27 protein-coding genes are annotated in these 19,982 nt (G+C 67.0%); 1 reads left to right on the forward strand and 26 read right to left on the reverse strand.

All coding sequences use genetic code 11. The features are described from left to right. Window positions 1–27: 27 nt before the first annotated feature. From AC1RQ9_RS12860 to AC1RQ9_RS12945, 18 genes are all read right to left on the reverse strand, one after another. Window positions 28–204: a hypothetical protein gene (locus AC1RQ9_RS12860; protein ID WP_485987269.1), complete on the reverse strand. Its 177-nt coding sequence runs from the start codon at window positions 202–204 to the stop codon at window positions 28–30. After that, complete coding sequence (locus tag AC1RQ9_RS12865; protein ID WP_485987270.1) at window positions 201–779, reverse strand: hypothetical protein; 579 nt, start codon at window positions 777–779, stop codon at window positions 201–203. The genes AC1RQ9_RS12860 and AC1RQ9_RS12865 overlap by 4 nt, the downstream gene beginning before the upstream one ends. Window positions 780–1,052: 273 nt before the next feature. Then, window positions 1,053–1,448 (reverse strand): hypothetical protein, encoded by a 396-nt coding sequence (locus tag AC1RQ9_RS12870; RefSeq protein WP_485987271.1) that lies wholly within the window; start codon window positions 1,446–1,448, stop codon window positions 1,053–1,055. Window positions 1,449–1,601: 153 nt separating this feature from the next. Continuing rightward, window positions 1,602–2,027: a structural protein gene (locus AC1RQ9_RS12875; protein ID WP_485987272.1), complete on the reverse strand. Its 426-nt coding sequence runs from the start codon at window positions 2,025–2,027 to the stop codon at window positions 1,602–1,604. Further along, window positions 2,024–2,455, reverse strand: coding sequence for a hypothetical protein (locus AC1RQ9_RS12880; RefSeq protein WP_485987273.1), 432 nt, complete (start codon window positions 2,453–2,455; stop codon window positions 2,024–2,026). The genes AC1RQ9_RS12875 and AC1RQ9_RS12880 overlap by 4 nt, the downstream gene beginning before the upstream one ends. Window positions 2,456–2,518: 63 nt before the next feature. Beyond that, window positions 2,519–3,079 carry a hypothetical protein gene (locus tag AC1RQ9_RS12885; protein WP_485987274.1) on the reverse strand — a complete coding sequence of 187 codons (561 nt, stop codon included), beginning with the start codon at window positions 3,077–3,079 and terminating at the stop codon, window positions 2,519–2,521. A gap of 21 nt (window positions 3,080–3,100) precedes the next feature. Then, entirely contained in the window at window positions 3,101–4,777 is a 1,677-nt protein-coding gene (locus AC1RQ9_RS12890; RefSeq protein WP_485987275.1) for a glycine-rich domain-containing protein, read from the reverse strand. Further along, the gene (locus AC1RQ9_RS12895; protein WP_485987323.1) at window positions 4,777–5,394 is read right to left on the reverse strand and encodes a hypothetical protein; all 618 of its coding nucleotides are present in this window, start codon (window positions 5,392–5,394) and stop codon (window positions 4,777–4,779) included. Before AC1RQ9_RS12895 ends, AC1RQ9_RS12890 begins: the two co-directional genes overlap by 1 nt. A 1-nt stretch (window position 5,395) precedes the next feature. Then, a complete protein-coding gene (locus tag AC1RQ9_RS12900; RefSeq protein ID WP_485987277.1) occupies window positions 5,396–6,520 on the reverse strand; it encodes a baseplate J/gp47 family protein in 1,125 nt (374 codons plus the stop codon). A gap of 42 nt (window positions 6,521–6,562) precedes the next feature. Further along, window positions 6,563–6,925, reverse strand: coding sequence for a phage tail protein (locus AC1RQ9_RS12905; RefSeq protein ID WP_485987278.1), 363 nt, complete (start codon window positions 6,923–6,925; stop codon window positions 6,563–6,565). Beyond that, the gene (locus AC1RQ9_RS12910) at window positions 6,922–7,602 is read right to left on the reverse strand and encodes a phage baseplate assembly protein V (protein ID WP_485987279.1); all 681 of its coding nucleotides are present in this window, start codon (window positions 7,600–7,602) and stop codon (window positions 6,922–6,924) included. Before AC1RQ9_RS12910 ends, AC1RQ9_RS12905 begins: the two co-directional genes overlap by 4 nt. Beyond that, on the reverse strand, window positions 7,595–8,740 hold the full coding sequence (locus tag AC1RQ9_RS12915; protein ID WP_485987280.1) for a hypothetical protein: 1,146 nt from the start codon (window positions 8,738–8,740) through the stop codon (window positions 7,595–7,597). Before AC1RQ9_RS12915 ends, AC1RQ9_RS12910 begins: the two co-directional genes overlap by 8 nt. Continuing rightward, entirely contained in the window at window positions 8,737–8,946 is a 210-nt protein-coding gene (locus AC1RQ9_RS12920) for a hypothetical protein (RefSeq protein ID WP_485987281.1), read from the reverse strand. The genes AC1RQ9_RS12915 and AC1RQ9_RS12920 overlap by 4 nt, the downstream gene beginning before the upstream one ends. A 13-nt stretch (window positions 8,947–8,959) precedes the next feature. Beyond that, window positions 8,960–9,862, reverse strand: coding sequence for a hypothetical protein (locus AC1RQ9_RS12925; RefSeq protein WP_485987282.1), 903 nt, complete (start codon window positions 9,860–9,862; stop codon window positions 8,960–8,962). Between the two features lie 185 nt (window positions 9,863–10,047). Next, window positions 10,048–11,187, reverse strand: coding sequence for a hypothetical protein (locus tag AC1RQ9_RS12930; protein ID WP_485987283.1), 1,140 nt, complete (start codon window positions 11,185–11,187; stop codon window positions 10,048–10,050). After that, window positions 11,180–11,305 carry a hypothetical protein gene (locus AC1RQ9_RS12935; RefSeq protein WP_256431413.1) on the reverse strand — a complete coding sequence of 42 codons (126 nt, stop codon included), beginning with the start codon at window positions 11,303–11,305 and terminating at the stop codon, window positions 11,180–11,182. The genes AC1RQ9_RS12930 and AC1RQ9_RS12935 overlap by 8 nt, the downstream gene beginning before the upstream one ends. A 47-nt stretch (window positions 11,306–11,352) precedes the next feature. Then, window positions 11,353–11,664, reverse strand: coding sequence for a hypothetical protein (locus AC1RQ9_RS12940; protein WP_193731830.1), 312 nt, complete (start codon window positions 11,662–11,664; stop codon window positions 11,353–11,355). 109 nt (window positions 11,665–11,773) lie between these two features. Continuing rightward, window positions 11,774–12,205 (reverse strand): hypothetical protein, encoded by a 432-nt coding sequence (locus AC1RQ9_RS12945; protein WP_485987284.1) that lies wholly within the window; start codon window positions 12,203–12,205, stop codon window positions 11,774–11,776. 105 nt (window positions 12,206–12,310) lie between these two features. Between AC1RQ9_RS12945 and AC1RQ9_RS12950 the strand changes: the two genes are divergently transcribed. After that, the gene (locus AC1RQ9_RS12950) at window positions 12,311–12,493 is read left to right on the forward strand and encodes a hypothetical protein (RefSeq protein WP_485987285.1); all 183 of its coding nucleotides are present in this window, start codon (window positions 12,311–12,313) and stop codon (window positions 12,491–12,493) included. Here the strand turns inward: AC1RQ9_RS12950 and AC1RQ9_RS12955 are convergent, their stop codons facing one another. The 8 genes from AC1RQ9_RS12955 to AC1RQ9_RS12990 all read right to left on the reverse strand — a co-directional run bounded on the left by AC1RQ9_RS12955 (window position 12,494) and on the right by AC1RQ9_RS12990 (window position 19,979). Then, entirely contained in the window at window positions 12,494–13,981 is a 1,488-nt protein-coding gene (locus AC1RQ9_RS12955; protein ID WP_485987286.1) for a phage tail protein, read from the reverse strand. Then, window positions 13,978–14,391, reverse strand: coding sequence for a hypothetical protein (locus AC1RQ9_RS12960; protein ID WP_485987287.1), 414 nt, complete (start codon window positions 14,389–14,391; stop codon window positions 13,978–13,980). The genes AC1RQ9_RS12955 and AC1RQ9_RS12960 overlap by 4 nt, the downstream gene beginning before the upstream one ends. Further along, window positions 14,348–15,217, reverse strand: a complete 870-nt coding sequence (locus AC1RQ9_RS12965; RefSeq protein WP_485987288.1) for a hypothetical protein — start codon at window positions 15,215–15,217, stop codon at window positions 14,348–14,350. The genes AC1RQ9_RS12960 and AC1RQ9_RS12965 overlap by 44 nt, the downstream gene beginning before the upstream one ends. Window positions 15,218–15,431: 214 nt before the next feature. Continuing rightward, on the reverse strand, window positions 15,432–16,082 hold the full coding sequence (locus AC1RQ9_RS12970; RefSeq protein ID WP_485987289.1) for a hypothetical protein: 651 nt from the start codon (window positions 16,080–16,082) through the stop codon (window positions 15,432–15,434). Continuing rightward, window positions 16,082–16,555, reverse strand: coding sequence for a hypothetical protein (locus tag AC1RQ9_RS12975; RefSeq protein WP_485987291.1), 474 nt, complete (start codon window positions 16,553–16,555; stop codon window positions 16,082–16,084). The genes AC1RQ9_RS12970 and AC1RQ9_RS12975 overlap by 1 nt, the downstream gene beginning before the upstream one ends. Window positions 16,556–16,749: 194 nt before the next feature. Beyond that, window positions 16,750–18,102, reverse strand: coding sequence for a major capsid protein (locus tag AC1RQ9_RS12980; RefSeq protein ID WP_193731874.1), 1,353 nt, complete (start codon window positions 18,100–18,102; stop codon window positions 16,750–16,752). A 485-nt stretch (window positions 18,103–18,587) separates the two neighbouring features. Next, window positions 18,588–19,283 (reverse strand): cupin domain-containing protein, encoded by a 696-nt coding sequence (locus AC1RQ9_RS12985; RefSeq protein WP_485987292.1) that lies wholly within the window; start codon window positions 19,281–19,283, stop codon window positions 18,588–18,590. Window positions 19,284–19,478: 195 nt separating this feature from the next. Then, window positions 19,479–19,979, reverse strand: a complete 501-nt coding sequence (locus AC1RQ9_RS12990) for a phage scaffolding protein (RefSeq protein WP_485987293.1) — start codon at window positions 19,977–19,979, stop codon at window positions 19,479–19,481. Window positions 19,980–19,982 lie beyond the last annotated feature (3 nt).

Raw genomic sequence — 19,982 nt, forward strand, 5'->3', positions numbered from 1 at the left:
CTTTCAAAGCGTCACCAAAAAACCTGCTTATGATCTGCGCGATGGCCTGATGGCAGATGGGTCCGGCACGGGCGGGCCAAGTATCTCGGCAATCTGCCGCCTGCGCCGCACGGCCCGCCATGCCGCGATACCGAACGCCAGCACCTGCGAAAATACAGCCCCGCTGACGAACAGCCCCACACCGGCCAGCGCGTGGGTGGTCATGGCTGTGCCGCCACGAAAATGGCGATCCGCCCGATTGCGGCCTGTCCGCCCTGCGGTGATGCGCCACGCAGGCGCGTGCCGGACAGGTCAGGCATGGCCTTGAGCAGGTCGATCAGCGTTTCCGCCGCCCCGGCCGCCGCCCTGGCTTCGGACACCACGCTGCTGGACAGGTTGGCCGCCGTGCCGGTGATGACCGCGATGATCAGCGTGTCGATCTTCTCCACATCGGCAAGGATGCTGTCGAAGGCCGCCCTGACGCTGGTGCTGTCATAGCTGACGGATGTGCTGGACCCGGCGGCGGACTGGAACGCAGCCAGCGCGGATATCAACGACGAGATGACAGTACTGGCCAGCGCAAGATTGGCCGTGCCCATGGCGCTGGCTACGAATGACACGTTGATGGCCGTGCTGGCGAAGGACAGGATCGCATTGCCGTAATCCACGACCTCGGCCACGTTCAGGGTGATGGTCGTGACCTTGCCGGATTTCGTGGCCGTGCAGGCCGCAAGCCAGCCAGTCGCCAGCGTTCCGGCCCCGGCGCGCAGCAGGGACCGGCGGGAAAAACTGATATGCATGAAAAGGCTCCGTTCGGGCAATTGCGCGGCGTCAGTGACGCATGCGGCGGAAATGTGCAGCCTGTGCGGGCAGTCCCGGCTGATCCCGTCATCCATCCCTGGCCGGGGCTGTGTCCTGCCCGCGTCGGGCCAGCGCCCCGGATGTCGGGCGTGGCGGGATGCGGCTGGCGTTTATTGCACTTCGCGACATATTTCTGCCTTGAAGTTGCGTATGATCGTCAAGGCAGCCCCGGATTGCATCGGCCATCCACCTAGCGCCGGGGCTGTCTTCCCCTATTTTGCCGGCATTTCGGGCTGGCCCCTGTAATTCAGGACCGGGATACCGGCCGAGGCCACGGCCCGCTTGGCCGCGGGCTTGTCCGCCAGCGGCACGCGCACGCCCGACTGCCCCGGCTTGAAGTGGTTTTCAGCCCAGCCGATGTTCAGGCCGATGGTGGTGATGACCTGATACGCCACCGCCCAGCGGCTGCCGGCATGGGGCGGTGGAACCAGCGCGGACACGGCCGAACAGGCCAGTACGAAGACCGCGGCATAAAGCGTGTACTGCTCCGGCACCGCGTCCAGCACGAACAGGACAAAGGCCCCAAGACCGCCCAGCCTGGCCATATTGCCCGACAGGACCTGATTGCGTGTCGCCAGCACGGCGCATAATTTGCGGTTGATGGTCATGTCATGTCCCACTGCCTTGCGGGAACCCGGCGACCGGCCACCGGCCCATGTCGCCTGTCCCCGGGGTTGGAAATATCAGCCCGTCCGTGCATCGGGCATGGTGCGAGCGGTGGTTGCCCGTGCCGTGTCATGATGCGGGGGAAACATGGCCGCTCACCCGGCCGCCGTGCCGGGCGCGGCATTCAGCGCGCTGGCAATCTGCGCCGGGCCGATATGCCCCGGCCCGTTCTCCATGGTGGCGATGCCTTCAATCAGCCCCCGCATGGTGGCCAGGTCGCGCAGGTCTAGAACGGTATGGGGCTGCACGCCCATATGGCGGCACAGGCTGGCGATGTAGGTGCTGGTCGCGTTCTCGATGGGCGGGGCATAGACATCAATGATCGCGGAGACCGTGTCCAGCCCGTGCGCGGCATAGCGCAGCAACTGGTCACGCAAGGCGCGGATGCCGTCCGCCATGGTAGGGAAAGCGGCAAAGCGCGGTTCCGACACGCCGGTTTCCAGATGCGCGCCGGGCTGGCCCACATAATCCAGGTTGCCGGGGTTGTTGTTGCGGATGCCGCGGGGAAGCTGTCCGGTCATGGTCCGTATCCGAATGCGCGCTTGCACAACGACCACGCCGCATCGCCAATCTGCCCCCAGCCCAGCAGGCCGGTCGCCAGCACGATGAAGGTCATGGTCACCCATGATGTCAGTTTCAGGCCGCCCTCGATCCGGGCCAGCCTGCCGGATATTTCGGTATCGCGGGCGGTGGCTGTGTCGGTCATGTCGTCCACGCGTTCCATGATTTCCCGGCGCGTCTGCGCGGCATTTTCGGACACGGTGCGGGTCAGGTCGCGCCTGAGGTCGGCAAACTGCCGTGACAGCGTGTTCAGGCCGTCACGCAGGTTGTCGTGGCCGCCTTCGACCTTCGCCAGCCGTTCGCGCACCTGCGCCATTTCCTCGGCCGTGGCGCAGCGTATGGATGCGGCCTGCCCGCCGGGCACGGTCGGTGTCATGTATTCGCTCATTCATCTTCTCATAAAAAAACCGCCTCTCGGGCGGTCGGGCAGGCGCAGGTTTCAGCCGATCGGTCAGGTCGTGGCGGCAGTCGCAACCGTGACATTCAGGCTGGCTGGGTTGGTCAGGTCGCCATCATTCGTGGCGCTGATGGTGACGGCCCTGGCGGCTTTTGGCGTGTAGGTCACTGTCTGCGCCGCATTCGTGCATCCATCGAACGTCACGGTCGCGGGCGAGAATGTGCCACCTGCGCCGCCATCGGACAGGGTGACGACCGTATCCGAGCCCGGCCCGTCATTGTCCGGTGTCAGGGTCAGCGTCAGGGCGGTTCCCGCCGTCGCCACGGACGCACCGGACAGCGTATATTCCGTGGACGGCGCATAAAGGCTGCCAGTGGGGTATTCCCCCGCCGCATCCAGCGCGTAGGCAAAACCATCGGGCACAACAATGCCAGTAAGGCCGGTCAGCAACTGGGTGGAGACAACCAAGCCCTTGGCAGCAGAAACCTGCGCAGCCGGAAGGATCGGGGTCGTGCCTTCGGGGTAGCTGTAGCCCGGCTGGTACATCAGGTCCACGGTCCGGTAGAGGATGTAGTTCTGCGTTGCTGTGGCCGTATTCGTGGTCGTGTCGGTCATCTGGATGTCCCTTTTATGTCGTTACCAGTGGATGATGATGTGGCCGTCGGCACCAGAACCGCCGGAATAGGAGCCTGACAGTGAACTGCCACCGCCACCGCCGGATCCCGGAAAGGCACCAGGATAACCGCCGGTATTCTGTGAAACGAACATGGTGCCAGCACCCCCAAAACATGCTCCGCCCATGCCGCTTACATAAAAACTGCTATTCCCTGTCGCGCCCTGCCCTTCGCAGCCGGGCAGGTTCACGGCGCCACCGGTGGCGGTGCCGGCGGCCCCACCATACACGCTGTCAATCGCGTTCGCCCCGGCTCCGCCTGCGCCGCCACCGCCTGCGGTCATTCCCAGAATGGTCGTGGCTCCGCCGACAGTGCCGTCGCCACCAGAAGTTGCCGTGCCACCTGCGCCAACTGACAGGCTTATTTCCTGACCGGGTGTAACGGCAAACTGTCCTCGACAGTAACCGCCACCGCCGCCGCCCGCCCCTGCGCCTTTTCCTGTAGCGCCACCGCCTCCACCACCGCCGCCGCGTGCCTCAACGTCAATGGAGTAAACGTTGGCTGGCACAGTCCATGACGTTGTGCCGGGAATTATGGTAACGACCCCATGGGTGGTCCGGATGGCTTGAATATCGGGATATGTTGCGAGGGAATTCCACTGGACTGCGGTAATCACATCCCCATAGCCGATCAGTGGACGCCACGTCCCATCAGCCACCTGCCCCCACAAGATGGACTGAACCTGGGCATCGGTTCCAGACATACCAAAGGTACCGGAGACCTTGGTTGCCTCTGCGGTCTCCGCACGCGATGTTTCGGTAGCAATGGCGTCCGACAGGCTACTTACGGCTGCAGTAAGGTTGCTCTGTACCGTGTTGATGCTTGCGGTTACGGTCACTATGTCGGAGTGCAGCGCCAGTGACATCCACTGTGTCTCAGCGATGACATCGCCATACCCGATCAATGGACGCCACGAACCGTCTGTCGCCTGCCCCCACAGCAGGGACTGCACCTGCGCGTCCGTGCCCGTCATGCCGAAGGTGCCGGAGACCTTTCCGGCTTCCGCTGCCTCTGCCCGTGCGGTCTCCGCGGCGTCACTGGCCTGCAGTTGGGGAATGGTTTCATAAAAGGGCGCGCCATCGGCCTGTGCGATCATGGCCGCCGTGATGGCTGTCGCACCGGCGCGCACGGTAATGGTCCAGAGCGGGTATGCGCCTGCGGGAACCGATGCGCCAATGCCCAACTGCGCCACGTCCTGCCGCACGGTCGGCGCGGTCCTGCCGCTGTTATCCGCCCCGGCATAGGTCACGGTCGGGTCGGCGGCGTTATAGAACGGCAGCACGGTATCATCCGTATCGACCGTGGCGGGCGTGACGTAAACGCTGTAGGTCGCCCCTGCCCCCGGCACCGTCAGCGTGACCGGGTCACGGCTGGCATACTGGCGCACAAGCTGGCTGGCGACGGCGGCCAGCGTGCCATAGGCGGATGCATCCACCACGCCGGGGGCCAGCAGCGAACCGGGGGCGATCACCAGCGCCAGCCCGCTGCCCGGCGTGCAGGCAAAGCCACTGGCGGCCACCGTGGACCAGCCATAGGCCATGGCCGCAAGCTGGCCCAGCCCCACATAGGCGTTGCGCTGCGCGTTCAGCTGGTCACTGTCCAGCGGGATCTGCGCGGGGTAGACGATCTGTCTGTCCATTATCCAAGGGTCTCCACGTCCTGAACCCACGCGATGGTGCCCGCGGGCATCACATCCGCGATACGGTCCAGTGTCTGCGTTGCGGGCGGGCTGGTGTCGCCGGTGGGCAACTGGGCAAATAGCTGGAAGGGTGCGCCGCGCGACCCGTAGCGCAGGGCGGGCACGCCGTAGCCGTAGCCGCCGCCAGTGGCCGGGCTGGCCATGCTGGCGATGCCCTTGCAGTCGGTCGCATTGCGCGGCTCGATCACGCGGCCTGCGGTGCCCACTTCATCGGCAATGGTGTTGACCACGTCAGGCCGCGTGCCCAGCGAGGGGAACAGCGCTTCCTCGATCCGGGCGCGGAAGGCGTCGTCACTCTCGCCGGGGTTGCGGGTCAGCAGCGTGCCGAAGAAGTCAGCCGCGAACATGTCCAGGAACGCGCCACTCATGGTGGCCAGCCGGGTCTGGTCCGCCGTTCCCGCCAGCATGGCCCATATCCATGCAAACACGCAGCCGAAACCCTGCAACAGGGCGTTCAGCACCGGGGCCTGTTCCGCCTCGCCCGCTGCAGGGGCTGCGGGGAACCACCCGGTTGGCAGCAGCCTGCGGATGCGCAGGGCGAAGCCGTTCTGCGTCACGTCAGCCAAAGGACACCGTCCCTGCCCGATAGGCCGTGCCGGTGATTGCGGGCAGGTCCACCGTCCCGCCCGCCAGCGTCACGCCGGTCACGTTGGTGACGGATGTGCTGGACGCATAGGCAATCTGGATCAGGCGCGAATAGCTGGCCGCATCCCCGATGGCGAGGCCGTTCAGATACGTCGCAATGTTGGTGCTGATCGTGGCCTCGATCGTGGCGAGGTTGCCGGTGCTGTTCACGCTGATGGTCATGGTGACAGGCGGTCGCACCACATTGGGCCGCACCACCATGATGGACACGGCCGCCGGGCGCACGGCGTCGACGGCCGTATAGACCGCGTCAATCACGCTGTCGGCCACATCGCCCGACCCGTCATCGACAAACACCACCACGTTGCCGGGCAGTGTCGCGCCGGACGTGTCCACGTTCTCCACCACCTGGTAGATCAGGTCGGCGGAAACATCGGTCACCGCGTTTTCAATGGCGGCAATCGTGGCCTTGGAGCGGCTGTTGATGTAGGCCACGAACCGCGTGCGCAGGGCCGCGTCCGTCTCGCCATCGCTGCCATTGGTCAGGGCTGTGGCATTGGTTACAGTGTCGATACCCGCAACCGCCGTGCCCAGCAGGCAAATGGCACCCGCCGCCACGTTGCCGGTGCTGCCGGTTGTCTCGCACTGCACCGGCACGGTGATGGACGCCGTGCCCGCAGGCCGGACATAGGCGCTGTCGGCGGCCGACCAGGCCAGGTTGGTGCTGTCCTCCACCACGTCATAGATCAGGTTCGATGCCGTCTTGACCGTGGTGCCCACGGCAATGGTGGCGGACTGGCTGGCGGGGGTGAAGGATGTGAACGTAACCGTGCCGGTGGCCGCCGTGCCCGGCTCACGCGTCAGGCCGAAATCCTCGACGAAGCTGTCCACGTCCGACCCGATGGAGGTCGCAAGGCGCGTGCGCGAGAGGATCTGGAGCGCAATGAACTGGAACCAAAGCCCCAGCCCCGCCACCGCTTCAAGCATGGCGCGGCCGGCGGACCCGACATTCAGGTCCAGCAGCGACGGGCATGCGCCCTGTGCTGCCGCCACCATGTTGCCCAGCGTTGTCTTGAATGACTGGAAGGTTATGGCCAAGCGGGCCTCCCATTAAAAAAGGCGGCTCCGGGGAACCGCCTGTCAGGTGCTTAATGTCAGTTCCTGCACCGTGCCGGTCGGGGCGTCGGTGTAGGATATGGCCAGCAGGTAGGCCCCGACCTTGGGGTTGGTTATCGTGACCGTGACGGGTTGGGTCTGGTCCACGCCTGCTTCATCCTGCATCTGCTGCAGCACAAGGGCGCGGATGCCCGCGTCATCCATCACGCTGCCGACCCGGGCGGGCAGCCCCGCGCCATAGTCGGGCTGCCAGATATAGCCGCCCGCGTTGGTGCATAGCCTGCGCAGCAGCGCATGCCGGGTCTGTTCCGCGCCCGTCACCACGGCCACGCCGCCGGTGCCCGACAGGTCAAGGTCTCCGCCCATGGTGTGGGACAGCGCGCTCATTGCGGCGTCCCCGTCGATCCACTGCCCGGCTGCACGCCATTGTGGGTGTGGCCTTTGCCGGAAATACCCGCCGCGAGCACGTCTTTCTGTCCGGTTACGGTGCCCTGCGCGGTCATGTCCTTGTCTGTGGTGATTGGGCCGCCGGTTACGGCAAGGCCGTTGGCGTCGAATGTCATGCCCACGCCACCCACCTTCCATGCCTTGGCGCCATTGGTCAGGGTTTCCGTGGCGTTCCCGGCCCCGCTGTAGATCGTGTCTTTCGTGATGTGCCACCACGGGGCGTCCTGCGTGGCGTTCCCCGGTGCGGTGCCGCCATTTGCCGGTGGCGCGCCGCATCCGGCCACGACCAACATCTCGCCCGGCTGGGCCGGTTTGCCGGTGGCAGGCGATGTGGGTGGCATGACCACCGCGTCATAAACCGCCATGGCGGCCACGCCGTGTTCCGCATCGCCTTCGACATGCACGACCAGCACATGCGTGCCGATATCGGGCGGGCAGGCAATGCGCAGGCTGCCGACCTGCATGGCAGCGTAAGGCAGCCAGCCGCTTTCGATGTTGCTTGGCTGGGCCATGACCTTGACGGCGTGGTTGACCGGGTCCACGGCGCTGACCAGTCCGAAACCGGGCTGCGCCTGCGCACCGGCCATGTTGGCTGCGATCATGCGCGTGTCAGTCATCCGTTCCTCCGTCTTGTGTGGTGTTGCGCGCGCGCAGGGTGACGTGCTGGGAAAAGCCGCCCTGCCATGAAAAGCTGCTGGTCACGGCGTCCACATCCAGCGTGCCGTCCCATGTCGTGCCCGTGCCGGTCAGGCGCATGAAATCGCGTGGCGCCAGCGTCACGCAGCCGGGAATGGTGCCGGTTATGGTGCGCGCATGCGCCGTGATCTGGTTGTATTTCTGTTGCGCGATCCGTTTCAGATCATCCAGCCGCGCGCCGGGCATGGCAAAGCTGTGCAGCGTGCCCTCGCCCTGCGTGGTGGCGCCGCCTGCCGCGGACCAGTAATAATCGACCCGGCTGCGCTGGCGGCTATCCCAGCTCATGACATGCACGACCACGCCGCGCCCCACCTGGTAATCGCGTGCGAAATGCAGGCCGTACGCCCCCATGGCAATGGGACTGTCCGGCCCGGTATCGGCATAATCCAGCACATGGGTATTGGCGGTCGTGGCCGTGGGATATGGCGCGCAGACAATGGTGGCGCCACTGGCATACAGGTCGCACCCGGCCATGGTGGCGATGCCGCGCGCCAGGTCGAACGCGGTCTGGAACCGGCTGTGGGTGGCGGCGGATGCGCGCTTGTGCTCCAGTTGCCAGAACTGCCCCACCATGGCGTCGGTCAGGGTGACATCGGGCGTCAGTCCGGCCGCTGTAATCATGGCGCGGACCACGTCGGCCCCCGTCATGTTCATCCACCCGTCACGTACCCGCATATCCAGCAGTTTCGCCAGATAGTCACGGCACTGCACCCGCACCGTTGTCGCGGTGGGGTTCAGGCCCACATGGTCCACGATGCCACGGAACATCGTTACCCACTGCGCGCCCCCCTTTGCCGCGTCGCGCATCTGTACCGTAATGTCGATATCGGGCAGTGTTTCGCCCTGTCCCGCCGGTTGCAGGTCGAACCACGGCCCGCCCGACGGGATGCGCGCCCGGTCCACCGCCAGCGTCATGTCCAGCGTATCGGCGCGGCTGTAGCGCGTGCGCGACAGGGTGAACTGTTCCAGCCCGGTTTCCGCGCGTTCCACCCCGCCCACCAGCACCCGCGCACGCGGCATGCGCCACATGGACGGTGTGGATGTCGTGGTGGAGGTCATGATGTCACCCCCGGCACGCCACTGTCCTGTGAGGTATCGGCGGCGGGCAGCAACAGGGTGACCGGCGTGGTGAAACCCGACAGGTCGGGATCGGCCATGCCGTTCAGCCGCGCGATGCGCCACCACTGCGTGGCGTCCCCCAGCTGCCGGGCCGCGACGTGGTAAAGCGAGGTGTCACTGCCCGTGACCCTGATCGTGGTTGGCATGTCTGCCCTCCTGTTACGCGGTGACCAGCGGGCCATTCTGCATGGCGCCGGTGGCCGACAGCGTGTTGGCATAGGCACGGTTGACCAGCGCGCCGGACGTGACGGCGGCACTGTGCAGCTGCGCGTTCTGGGTCAGGGTGGACAGGCTGGCGGCACTGGCGGGGGACATCGCGTCCAGGTTCGCCCCCGTCTGGCCGATGGCGGTGGTCAGGCCCGCGCCCGATGCCTCCAGCCCCGACACCACGCTGGCGGCGCTGTCGGGGGCGGATGCCAGGTTGACCCCCGCCCCCGACAGGCCACCCACCATGCCAAGCTGGTCCTGCACGCCCGCCAACACCCCGCCCGCGCCGGTCATGTCGGCAATGGGGGTAACCTGCGCCATGACGGTTCCAAGCTGGCCGGTAATGTTGCCTGCAATGGTTGCGACATCATCCACGGCACTGGCCATGCCCGACAGGGCGGACCCCGCGTCATCCCCCACCAGCGCCGACAGGCCGGAGGCAACGCCCGCCGTGGCCGCCACCTGCGGCGGCTGTTCCAGCACCAGCCGGTAGGGAATGACGATACCTTTGTGCGTGTAATCGTATGAATACTGCACGATGCGCACCAGTAGCGACAGCCCCGCCCCGCTGAAGGCCACGGGCTGTCCCGCAATGCGCATCTGCTTGAGCATCCACGCCCGTTCAATGGCGGTGGGGCCGACAAACGTGCCCGCCAGTTCAAGCCGGTCGGGGTCGTTGCCCACCGCGTCGATGATTTTGTTGCCACCGGGCAGGCGGTGGACGGCAACCTGCTGGGTGCCGCCATCGCGGATCAGGTGCGGCACCTCCATGCCGGTCAGGGTCAGCCCGCCAATGGTCACGGGGGCCGACGCCCACAGCCGCCCGATCGATCCGATCGCCGTCTGTGCGTTCATGAGGGTCAGGGACAAAGGCGCGCTCCCCACGCTGGCCCGCCGCCGCCCACTGGCGGCGCGTGGGCGGGATGAAAAACAGGAAAATGGGGGGAAAGGCCACGGCGCGTACGGTATGACGCAGCCATGCCATCATTGCCCCTGTCTAACGCCAGACCGTGCAGGCTGGAAGGATGATTGCCGGATGCCTATATCCCCACCGCGCGTCCCGGCATCTGTGGATAGCGGATGACGTCGGGCGCGGTGCCGGTGGCGCGCAGTTCGTGCCGGGCGGCGGCGGTGTCGATCCGGGCCATGGCCTGTCCCACCGCCTGATGGTCCAGGGTGACGGGAATGGTGACCTGCAGGACCGGCGGCCGGTCGCCGGGCTGGCCCGTGTGCGGGGATGACGCGCGGGCACCTGTCCGTTCAACGGGACCGGGGCTGATGAAGGGCGGTCTGCCCCGCGCCCTGTCCTGCGGGGGGACGAATGCCGGGAACGGGGCCATGCCGCGTGGTGGCGTGGGAAACATGGCCACGGTGCGTGGCATGGCTGGCCCCGCACTGGCGCGGGTTCGTGTTGCCGCCATGGCGCGGATGGCGGGGGACGCCACGCCAGCGCGCGCCCTGCCCGTCTGCTGGCGGGGCAATGGGGGTGCTGCGACGGATATGGCCCGACCGGACGGCATGACAGGGGCCACCGTGGTACCGCGCATCCGGTACGGCGCAGCGGCAATGGGGGCATGATCCCGGGGGATGAGGGACGTGACGGCCGCAGATGCGGTGCGCCCCTGTGGCATGATGGCTGCGGCCACGGCGTCCGCCCGCTTCCATGATGCCGGGATTGCCGCCCCGACAGGCCGGGCGCGGGATGCAACCCGCCCGGCCCATGGCATGGCGGCAGCGCGCGCGGGCGGGCATGGCACGGCCGCCTTCCCCCGCGCGGGGGAAGGCAATGATGGCAGTGCCGGGATCACGGGACGAGTCATGGCCGGGGCGCGTGTCGTCCCCTGCCCGTCGTTCCGGCGTGGCATGGGGCGGGGCATGGCGTATCCGCCCCCGTTCCGGCCGCCGGGGGCGGATGCGGGCAGACCATGCCGCGCCGGGATGCGGACAGGCCAGCCGGGCGCGGATACAGGCCTGGATATGGGCGTGCGCGCGGGCATGGCGGGCGTGGGGATGGAAGCCGCCTTCGCCCCCGGTGCGCCGGGATGGGGAACAAACACCACGCTGCGCCGTCCCGCGCGGGCATGACGGGTAATGCGCCCGACAACCATCGCCAGCCGTCCCGGCGTGCCCGATTGCCCGTCACGTGGCAGGCGCGCGATGACGCGGGATATTTCAGCCATCGGGGTCGTCCCATCTTTGCGCAGTCCAGTCATATCGCCCGCCCGCCAGCTCGCCAAACGCTACAAGAAAGGCCATGCGCCGCACGCGCGGCATGGTCATGGCCACGTCCCACGGCACCCCGTTCCTGACCAGGGCCGCGACCTCGATCAGGGCGGGATGCCGGCTCAGTTTTTTGCGGCAAGGCTTTCCGCTGCCGCCACGTCGTCCCCATCCGCGCCATACAGCGCATCCGACAGGGCGGTAATGCCGGTATTGCCAATCTGGTTGGCCAGCTGTTCCAGCTGCACGCGGCTGGCGGGGCGAATGGCGGGCACGCCGTCGATTGCCTCGACCGATGCCACCATCAGCGCGTATTCCACCCATGCGGGCGACGGGCTGTCCGGGCCGAATTCCAGCAGCGCCAGCACATCCCCCGGCCCGCGCTCGCGGTAGGTTATGGTACGGCCATCGCTGGTTTTTACGGTGTGTTCGCTCATGCTGCGGGCCTTCTGGCTGTCAGGGCGTGTTTGAAAACAACCTGTTGATAAAAGACAGTAAAAGTTTCTGGGTGCCGTCCTGTTGAAAAAAGGCGGCACCCCGAAACGTTCAGGAAATACGGTTGCGCGCGCGGGCGGCAAACGTGATGGTCTGGCTGACCAGCGTTTCGGACTGGTACCGCCCCGCATCGGACAGCTGCAGCGACGCGCCGACGAATTCATACGTGCTGAGCGACCCGTCGCATTCCGTCACGTACTGGTAAATGCTGCCCAGCACCACCGTGCCCGCTGACCAGAAGCCGCTTTCGATGGCGGCAAACAGGTCATCCGCCCCCGCCCCGTCACGCTGGAAGGTGAACTGACCACCCCAGCCGCCCGGCACGTCATAGAACAGGGGCATGTCGTTCAGCGGGTTGGATGTCAGCTGGTGCGTGCGCTGCTGCGCGGTAAAGCCGGTGACGGTGGGCAGGTCCACGCGGCTGCCGTCATAGACCAGCACCACGCGGCAGTCGCGTCCGATATTGAAGGGTTTGGCGGACATTCGTCGCTCCATGAAAAAAGGGCCACAGCGCGGGTGGCCCATCATTGTTGCGCATGGATGTCATGCGTATTTTTATGTGGCGGCGCGGGTCACGCGGGCGTGAACATGGGGCCTTACCCCGCATGGAACACCCCGATGGGCACCACACCCGAAAAACCACCCACGAAAGACCTCGCCGCCATTGCCGCACGGGGGCTGAGCCACCCGGAAAAGCTGACGCATGAGGAAATAAAGGAACTGTGCGGCCGCGTTCTGTCGGAAGAAAACCGCCGCGCGAAAGCAGGCTGATCAGGTGGCGGGTGTGGCGGTGCTGACCGTGACACTCGCCCCGCCCTGCAGGTTGACGACAAAGAAGCGGTTGATGCCCTGGTAACGCACCTGCACATCGGCCCGCACGTAACCCAGCGCCGTGGCCGATTGCGGATTGTTGGACGTGTCGCACACCACCGCGTAATCCGTGGTTGCCCCCAGTATGCCGCTGCCCACCATGTTGGACAGCGTGCCCAGCAGCACGGCGCGGATATCGCCAAACAGCGTGGTGCCGATAACGGCACCGACAAACGCGCCCATGCCGGAATTGATGGTTTCGGCAATGTAGTTGGTCAGGCGGGTATAGCTGTCATCATCCGTATCCGCATCGGAACTGGTGTTGATCCCGCCGCGCACCGCCCAGTAGCTGCCACCGGGGGCAGGGTTGCAGATCACGTCGATACCCGCGCCGAACAGCGCCGAAAGCTCGGCCGTGGAATAGGTCGCGGCCTGCCCGCTGGATACCAGCCCCGCCTTCTGGCTGCCGATCACGCCCGACAGTTCTTTATTCAGGCTGGACTGCTCGGGCGACAGGCCACCCAGCATCCCGGCGACAAAGGCCTGTGGCGGCACCAGCATGTCGCCATTGGTGTCATCATCCCACCACAGCCAGTCGCCAAGCATCAGCTTGATGGCGTAGCTGTCCACGCCTGCCGCCGCCTTCATGGCCGCCGCGTTGGCAATGGTGTCGCCCGCCGGGCCGCAGGCGATCATGTACATCCCCTCGGACAGGCCAAAGGCGGCCTGGGTGGTCCATGACGTGCTGTCGCTGACGCCGTGCAGCAGCCCCAGCGCGCAACCCTGCCCGCGCAGGGCATACAGGCCGGTCCGCGCCACGCCATCCGTGCCCACGAACGCCGCCGTGCCCGGCGCGCCGCCATCCGCGCCCCCCGCCAGCGTGACCGTGCCCGCCGCCAGCGCCGGGACCGTGCCGGGCACCGTTATGCGCACCAGCGCCGTGCCGTCAGCCGCCACCGCCGCCGCCAGCACGGCCCACGTGGTACCGCGATAGGTCCGGCTGCCCAGCACCGCATGGGCAATGGTCAGGGTGTAATTGGTGGTGATGATGCCGTCCTGCGTCACGGTGGCGGCAATGGCGTTGCCCGCGCTGCCGGTATGAAGGGCGGTCAGGGTCACGCCATCCAGCGTGCCAGTGGCGGCCGCGTCCGTGCCATCGGTCACGCGCACGCAGCGGAAATCCGCCGCCCCCTGCAACAGCGCGATGTTGACCGCCGTGCCGATATCGCTGGACAGCGCCTGCTTGGGGCCAAAGGCGGACAGGCAGTCCCCCATCGCACCGACGATGACCGGCGTGCCCACCGGCCCCCACGCGGCGGTGCCAACCAGGCCGATCCGCCCCGACGGCACGCCGTTCAGCGCCAGCGTCTGCGGGCGCAGGACCTGCACATACAGGTCAGGCACGTTCAGGCTGTTGGTGTTGAGCTGCCCGGACTGGTAAATGGTCATTGTATCTGTATTTCCCTGTTGCGCGGCATGGCCGCGTGAAAAGTCGGGTGTGGTGTGGTGCGCAGGACCGCCGGGCCGGATGCCGGGCCGCCCGCGCCTGTCACGCCGTATCCCCATGACGCCGGGCCGCATGGCCCCGTCATGCAGGTCGGGCGCGTGTCATGAACGGGGACGCACATAATGGCGCATTCCCCGGACACGATGCGGCAGCCAGCCATCACCGCCCGGCCCGTGGTGCCCGCGTGCCATGTCCGGTTCCCTGCGCGATGATGCGTCGGGCCGGTGTTCCCACGGGCCGGCATGGCCGGGGGCATGGTCAGGCGGGTGGGCATCCGGCGGGCTGCCTGAATGGTGGTGGACAGCGGTTCAGCCGCCGCCGGTGTCCAGCAGCACGTCCCCGCGCGTGACATCGGGGCCGATGCCCGTGCCACCGGCCAGCATGGCCGGGACCACGCGGGTCAGGTCGGTGTCATAGGTGACAAGGAAGCGCGCGGGCCGGGCAAAGATGCCCCGGTTCATGGCGGTGTCGTCGTTGGTGGTGGCGCGCGCTTCGATACGGAAGGTGGAGCCGCCTGCATCCGTCAGCCAGTCGGTCAGCGCCAGCGCATCGGCCATGGCGCGGCCCAGCGCGTCCCGCCCTGCAGGGGTGGCCGACCATGCGGTGATGACAAAGACCTGCTGCTGCCTGCGCGCGACACAGCGCGCCGACAGCGTGCCCGCGTTGATGGCCTGCGCCACGGCCGTGGCGGGCAGCGTGATGCTGGCCCCGCTGGCGGCCGCACCGGGCATGGCGGCTGCGATGATGGTGGCAATGGTGGCCGCCGTGTCCGTCGCGGTCGCCACATGCAGGCTGCATGCATTGCCCGGAACCCCCGGCAGGCCACGGGCGCGCAGCCCCACCGTGCCTGACGGCGTGGCCCCGGCATCCACCGTTACGGTGGCCGTGGTGCCGCTGACCGCCATGTGTACGGTGGCGGGCGCTGTTGCATCCATGCGCCATGGGCGGCCCAGCGGTTCATCCACGCGCGCCCAGCTTTCGGCCAGGTCGGCAATGGTGATGAAGTCACAGCCCTGCTGCAGCGTACGGGCCGCATCCCCCAGATCGGCCTGCGTCAGCGCGCCCCGGCGGATGACGAGCGGCCGCCCGGTAACGGCCCCCGACGCCGTGCCATCGGGGCACAGGGCCGCGGCAAGGGCCGCCGCGATCGTGGTGGATATGGTGGAGATGTCGGCCATGTCATATCGGCTCCTGCTCCCCCCGTGCCGGGGGAATGATGTCATGGATTGGCGTCCGGCCCCTGCCCTGCATGCGGGGCGCGCGCCCGGCGGCGCGGGACCGGATGGCTGGCGGGCCTGTCATGGCGGTGGCCGCGCGGGGTGATGCCGGTGTCGTATCGTCCCGGCGGTGCGTGTTGCGTGTCCGCATGGGGCAACGGGCCGTCGTGGGGGATCAGACCTGCTGCTGGCCCAGTTGGCAGCGCGTGCCCCACGGCCCGGCGCGGGCGCCGCCGATGGTGTAGCGCGTGCCGCCCCCGTCCCGTGCCCACATGGCGGGCTGGATGGTGACGCCGGGAATGGCGGGCAGGAACATCTCGAACCCGCCCGAATGGATTGCGCCGGGCTGTGCCGGGCCGGGAATGCCCGCCCCGCTGCCGGGGCGGATCATGGCGGGCCAGCCGGTGGCGCACGGGACCTGTGCTGTCACGTCGCCTGATGTGGCGTAGCCGCCGGGATCCGCCACGTCCGCCGCCTGCGCCATGGTTGCGGTAATGTCCACCACTGCGTTGCACAGCACGCACAGGGGTGGACGGAAGGGTTCGGCGCGGGCGATGAAATACGTATCATGCCCACAGGTCAGGATATCCCCTGTCCGCACATCCGTCGTATCCATCAGCGCATAGACAAAGGGCACGTCCCACAGCGCCGGCCCGGCAAAGCCGAAGGCCCGGTCATTGCTGAACGCCGCCATGGTCCGGGCATACGGCGTGGCGCACGGGCTGGCGGCGGTTGCGGGGCGGTACTGCACGGTGGCCGCCCCCACGTGGCCCGCCGCCAGGGCAAACCCGCGCGCGGCAAGGCGGCACAGGGCTGTCTGGTCCATCAGATCACGATCTCCCCCACCCCGCGCAAGCCCGGCCCCGGCGGAATGCCCAGGAAATTGCACAGCTGCACCCGCCAGCGCGTGTACAGGGTAAAGCGGTCCGTGACCTCGGTGCGGTTGCGGGTCCACACCGCCGCGCGGTCGGTGTCCAGGTTGGCGGTGGCCGCCATGATCGCGCCCTCCAGCACCTGGCACTGCATGATGAAGGCCCGCGCCTGCGCGCATTCGGCGGGGGCAAGGTTGCGCAGCCGCCATTCGTTGAAGCCGTAAACCCGGAAAAACCGCCATGACTGCATGCCGCTGTCCTGGCTGCCCATGGCGGGATAGCCCATGTAACGCCGCGCCTGCGCCAGTTCGCTGTCCGCCAGCGGCGTATCCGCCATTGTTGCGGCGGTGGGCGGCGGCGCAGGCGTCGTATCCCCGGTATCCGTGGCGGACCCGCTGGCCGCCGTGGTCGTATCCGTGTCGGTCATGCCTGTTGCTGTCGCCTCCGTGCATAATGCGGCCGTCCCGGAAACAGGCCGTTGGAAAAATAAAAGTTTCTGGGTGCCGCCTTTTTTCAAAAAGGCGGCGTCTTCCGAAGCTTTTTGGAAAAAGCTTCACCAAAAACTTCCTTATGTCCTGTACGATGCGGGTGACGGCACGATCCCGCCACCCGCATTGGGCATTACGCCCCGGCACCCAGGCTTTCGATCACCACCCCGCGCTTGAGGTAGCTGTTGGTCGCGGTGGGAATGACCGATGTATCGGCCGTAAGGTCGGTCGGCAGGGCAAAGCCGCCAATCCACGACCATGACTGCGCGATGATCTGCGCCAGACGGTCCAGCGCGGGGCGGGTAATCATGCACACGCCCTCCACATCCGTCAGTTCGCCACCATCCAGCAGGGGCGCGTAATGGGTGCCGATATTGGCATAGTCGCCTTCGACCAGCGCGCCCTGCCCGCAGATGATGGCGCGGTGGATGTTGCCCGCGCCAAGCGATGCCTGCTGCGGGGCCTCGGTCGTGGGAATGAAGCGCACGCCCAGCAGGTCAAAGATCTGGCCGTTCTGGTACGTATCGGACCCGTACTGCCCGCGATACAGCAGCTTGAAATCCTCGTCCCGGAACAGGCCCAGAAGCTGCGCATTGTCCAGATAGCAGTGGTACACCCCGCCATCGGGCGTCGGCACGTTGTTGTCACGCAGGGTGGCCAGCGCGCCAAGGATGGACTGCACGCCCAGCAGGTCGCCCGCCGCCAGCGCCGCCGTGGTGGCGCGTGCATTGGGCCGCAGCACCAGCGGTGCGGTTGCGGCAATGACCGCGTTGCCCGCCGTGCCGTCCGCCACCTTGACGGATGCCGAAAGCGTCAGCGTGCCCGAAACCCCGTCGGGTGCGGTGGAGGTATTGGTGGCGTCCGCCGTTGTCCCCACCAGCGTGTACGACCCGGCCCCGATGGTGACGGTCATGCCAGCCGACGCGCCAACGGATATCACCTGCCCCTCGTCAGACAGGATGGTCTGGAACCCGCGGATGTCATCCACCGCCACCGTGCCGCCAGCCGCCCCCAGCGTGGTGGTGACGCGGGTATTGCCACCCAGATAGCCGCCCACCCCGTTCTGCGCCCCGCCAAACAGCGCGTTGCGCGCCAGGCGGTCAAGCGTCTGCCGCGCATTGATGCCAAGGCGCGATGCATTGGCCAGGAACTGGTTGGCGATGCCGACACCTTCGGTCACCTGGTTCAGGTCCATGGTGTTGCCGTACTGGTTGATGGTCAGCGTGTACTGCTCGACCGACCATTCGGCGGGGGTCATGCCGTTGTCAAAGCTGGTGTTGGCGGTGGGGTTGAGCGGGGTTGTCGCCGGTGGCAGCAGGCCCGCGCGGGTGTCGGTAATGGTCTGGCCGATGCGGGCGGGGAATTCCATCTGGTCCGCGATCGAACGGAAGCCCAGCCGTGACTGCAGCGCATCCTGGAACGCACGCGACAGGAAACCCTGCTGGATGACCGGCTGCAGGGCGGCGGGGAAATTGGCAATGGCCATGAATTTCATTTCCTTGAAAAAACGAAAAAAGCCGCCATGCAGGGATGCACTGGCGGCGGCAGGGGTGGCCATGACGGGCTGCGCCATGGATGGGCCGGGTGGATGGATCAGGGGTGCGGCGCGTCTGGCCGGTTGCAGGCCCCTTGCCGGTTCCGCGCGGCATGATGGGGCGCGGAACGGGCAAGGGGTGATACCGGGGCATGGTGGCCCCCACGCATCTCTTTCACATTACGGGTGGGTTTCAGTTCCCGAAATCGTAAGGGCAGGAAATAAATACCCTGCAATCACGGGGATGTTTCCGGTGGCGCTTTTTCAGAACGCTTTACCAAAAAACTTATTTTAACCTTAAGGGCTGTGATGCCTTTACTTTTGAAATAGTATTCAGGACCAGCGCGGCCCTGACCCGCTGGCTACTGTTGCGTGTCCCATGCGATGGCATGCGGGCCGGGGCATGGCGCCCGCTGGCCCGCATGCCGCGCCATGCATCAGGCGGGGCGGAAGATCACATAGACTTTCCTGACCGTCTCGCGGTTGTCCCATGCGCATTCGGCGCCGCGTTCGACAAAGAAGATATCGCCCTTCACGAATGTCTGTTTCCTGCCCGCGCCATCCACCAGCGTCACGCTGCCTTCGGTCAGGTACATCAGTTCGGCATGGTCATACCGCACGGCGCGGCGGGCATAGGGGGTGGCGGACCATGTGCCGCAGCGCAGTTCGCCATTGGCGGATTTATAGTCATTGAAGCTGTGGCAGGTGGGCGCCGGACCAACCAGCACCGCCGCCGAAGGCGACGCCGACGGCGCCATGACCGGGTTGGGGTCGATCACCACCGGTGTCTGCGCCCCCGGCGTGCTGGTGTCGCAGCGCATGGCGATGGCCTGCGTGCCCGGCGCGGCGGCCCAGCTGAAGGCGCTGCCCCTGGGGATGACAATGCTGGCATCCGGGCCAAGGACATTCGCGCCGATGTTCAGCTCACCCGTCAGCACGATCACGAATTCATCCGCCGGCATGGCTGTAACCAGTCCCGCGCCCTGCGGTGCGCAGGCCATGACCGACAGCCCGTCCCCCTGCCCCGCAAGCTTCGTGCGGGCGAGCAGGAAATCACCCGGCGCGGGCATGGAGGTGTCGGCAAAGGCGCGCAGGTCAACAAAGCTGCGCACGGTCACGTCGGTCTGGTTCATCAGGTCACGGTCCTTCAGGCAGGTGGCATATCCCGTCCACCCTGTTGCAAGCAGTATATGTCCGCCCGTTCGCACCGGGCGGATTTCAGACCGATATCGTAACATCAGGCGGCCCGCACGTCACCTGTGGCCATGGATCGTGTCCCTGCGCCTGCCCCCGGCGATGCGGGACGGGCGCGACGGGCGGCAACAGCCCTAATGCGCGACCGGCCAGCGCAGGCCCGCGGCACTGGCGGCGGCCTTTACATCGCGTGCGCCTGCCGTGCGGGCATCGAACGGGGCGGGATCGCCCGCGCGTGGCGCGGGGCCGGATGCGGTGGTGCCGCTGGCGGCCCCCGATGCGGGCTGCGGCGTGGTGAACAGGTAGGCGCGGCTGTCACGTGCGGCCTGCATGATCGCGTCCAGTCCCTGCGGTGTGCCGTCCTCGGCCAATGTCACGGCCGACAGGTCCACCAGGCGCACGACATCGGCGGGTTCGACCGCCCCCATGCGGGCGGCCATGGCGCGGGCTTCGGCGCGGATCACGGCGCGGCTGGCGCGGGTGCGGGCGCTTGCGGCCTGTTCGGTGGCGCGGGTCAGGTCGGCTTCCAGCGTGGCGCGGGCCTGCATGGCTTCGTCACGTTCGGCGCGCAGGGCGGCCAGTTCGCGGCGCATCGTGTCCATGTCGGGGGTTTCGGGAACGCTTGATCGGGTCATGTC

The organism is Komagataeibacter ossonobensis, assembly GCF_057359305.1.

What these genes read in the sequence shown, in the direction of transcription:
- AC1RQ9_RS12860 (WP_485987269.1), bottom strand. Translation starts at nt 204, where the DNA reads ATGACCACCCACGCGCTGGCCGGTGTGGGGCTGTTCGTCAGCGGGGCT.
- AC1RQ9_RS12865 (WP_485987270.1), bottom strand. Translation starts at nt 779, where the DNA reads ATGCATATCAGTTTTTCCCGCCGGTCCCTGCTGCGCGCCGGGGCCGGA.
- AC1RQ9_RS12870 (WP_485987271.1), bottom strand. Translation starts at nt 1,448, where the DNA reads ATGACCATCAACCGCAAATTATGCGCCGTGCTGGCGACACGCAATCAG.
- AC1RQ9_RS12875 (WP_485987272.1), bottom strand. Translation starts at nt 2,027, where the DNA reads ATGACCGGACAGCTTCCCCGCGGCATCCGCAACAACAACCCCGGCAAC.
- AC1RQ9_RS12880 (WP_485987273.1), bottom strand. Translation starts at nt 2,455, where the DNA reads ATGAGCGAATACATGACACCGACCGTGCCCGGCGGGCAGGCCGCATCC.
- AC1RQ9_RS12885 (WP_485987274.1), bottom strand. Translation starts at nt 3,079, where the DNA reads ATGACCGACACGACCACGAATACGGCCACAGCAACGCAGAACTACATC.
- AC1RQ9_RS12890 (WP_485987275.1), bottom strand. Translation starts at nt 4,777, where the DNA reads ATGGACAGACAGATCGTCTACCCCGCGCAGATCCCGCTGGACAGTGAC.
- AC1RQ9_RS12905 (WP_485987278.1), bottom strand. Translation starts at nt 6,925, where the DNA reads ATGAGCGCGCTGTCCCACACCATGGGCGGAGACCTTGACCTGTCGGGC.
- AC1RQ9_RS12910 (WP_485987279.1), bottom strand. Translation starts at nt 7,602, where the DNA reads ATGACTGACACGCGCATGATCGCAGCCAACATGGCCGGTGCGCAGGCG.
- AC1RQ9_RS12915 (WP_485987280.1), bottom strand. Translation starts at nt 8,740, where the DNA reads ATGACCTCCACCACGACATCCACACCGTCCATGTGGCGCATGCCGCGT.
- AC1RQ9_RS12920 (WP_485987281.1), bottom strand. Translation starts at nt 8,946, where the DNA reads ATGCCAACCACGATCAGGGTCACGGGCAGTGACACCTCGCTTTACCAC.
- AC1RQ9_RS12925 (WP_485987282.1), bottom strand. Translation starts at nt 9,862, where the DNA reads ATGAACGCACAGACGGCGATCGGATCGATCGGGCGGCTGTGGGCGTCG.
- AC1RQ9_RS12930 (WP_485987283.1), bottom strand. Translation starts at nt 11,187, where the DNA reads ATGGCTGAAATATCCCGCGTCATCGCGCGCCTGCCACGTGACGGGCAA.
- AC1RQ9_RS12940 (WP_193731830.1), bottom strand. Translation starts at nt 11,664, where the DNA reads ATGAGCGAACACACCGTAAAAACCAGCGATGGCCGTACCATAACCTAC.
- AC1RQ9_RS12945 (WP_485987284.1), bottom strand. Translation starts at nt 12,205, where the DNA reads ATGTCCGCCAAACCCTTCAATATCGGACGCGACTGCCGCGTGGTGCTG.
- AC1RQ9_RS12950 (WP_485987285.1), top strand. Translation starts at nt 12,311, where the DNA reads ATGGGGCCTTACCCCGCATGGAACACCCCGATGGGCACCACACCCGAA.
- AC1RQ9_RS12955 (WP_485987286.1), bottom strand. Translation starts at nt 13,981, where the DNA reads ATGACCATTTACCAGTCCGGGCAGCTCAACACCAACAGCCTGAACGTG.
- AC1RQ9_RS12960 (WP_485987287.1), bottom strand. Translation starts at nt 14,391, where the DNA reads ATGTCACGCGCGGGGACGTGCTGCTGGACACCGGCGGCGGCTGAACCG.
- AC1RQ9_RS12965 (WP_485987288.1), bottom strand. Translation starts at nt 15,217, where the DNA reads ATGGCCGACATCTCCACCATATCCACCACGATCGCGGCGGCCCTTGCC.
- AC1RQ9_RS12970 (WP_485987289.1), bottom strand. Translation starts at nt 16,082, where the DNA reads ATGGACCAGACAGCCCTGTGCCGCCTTGCCGCGCGCGGGTTTGCCCTG.
- AC1RQ9_RS12975 (WP_485987291.1), bottom strand. Translation starts at nt 16,555, where the DNA reads ATGACCGACACGGATACGACCACGGCGGCCAGCGGGTCCGCCACGGAT.
- AC1RQ9_RS12980 (WP_193731874.1), bottom strand. Translation starts at nt 18,102, where the DNA reads ATGGCCATTGCCAATTTCCCCGCCGCCCTGCAGCCGGTCATCCAGCAG.
- AC1RQ9_RS12985 (WP_485987292.1), bottom strand. Translation starts at nt 19,283, where the DNA reads ATGAACCAGACCGACGTGACCGTGCGCAGCTTTGTTGACCTGCGCGCC.
- AC1RQ9_RS12990 (WP_485987293.1), bottom strand. Translation starts at nt 19,979, where the DNA reads ATGACCCGATCAAGCGTTCCCGAAACCCCCGACATGGACACGATGCGC.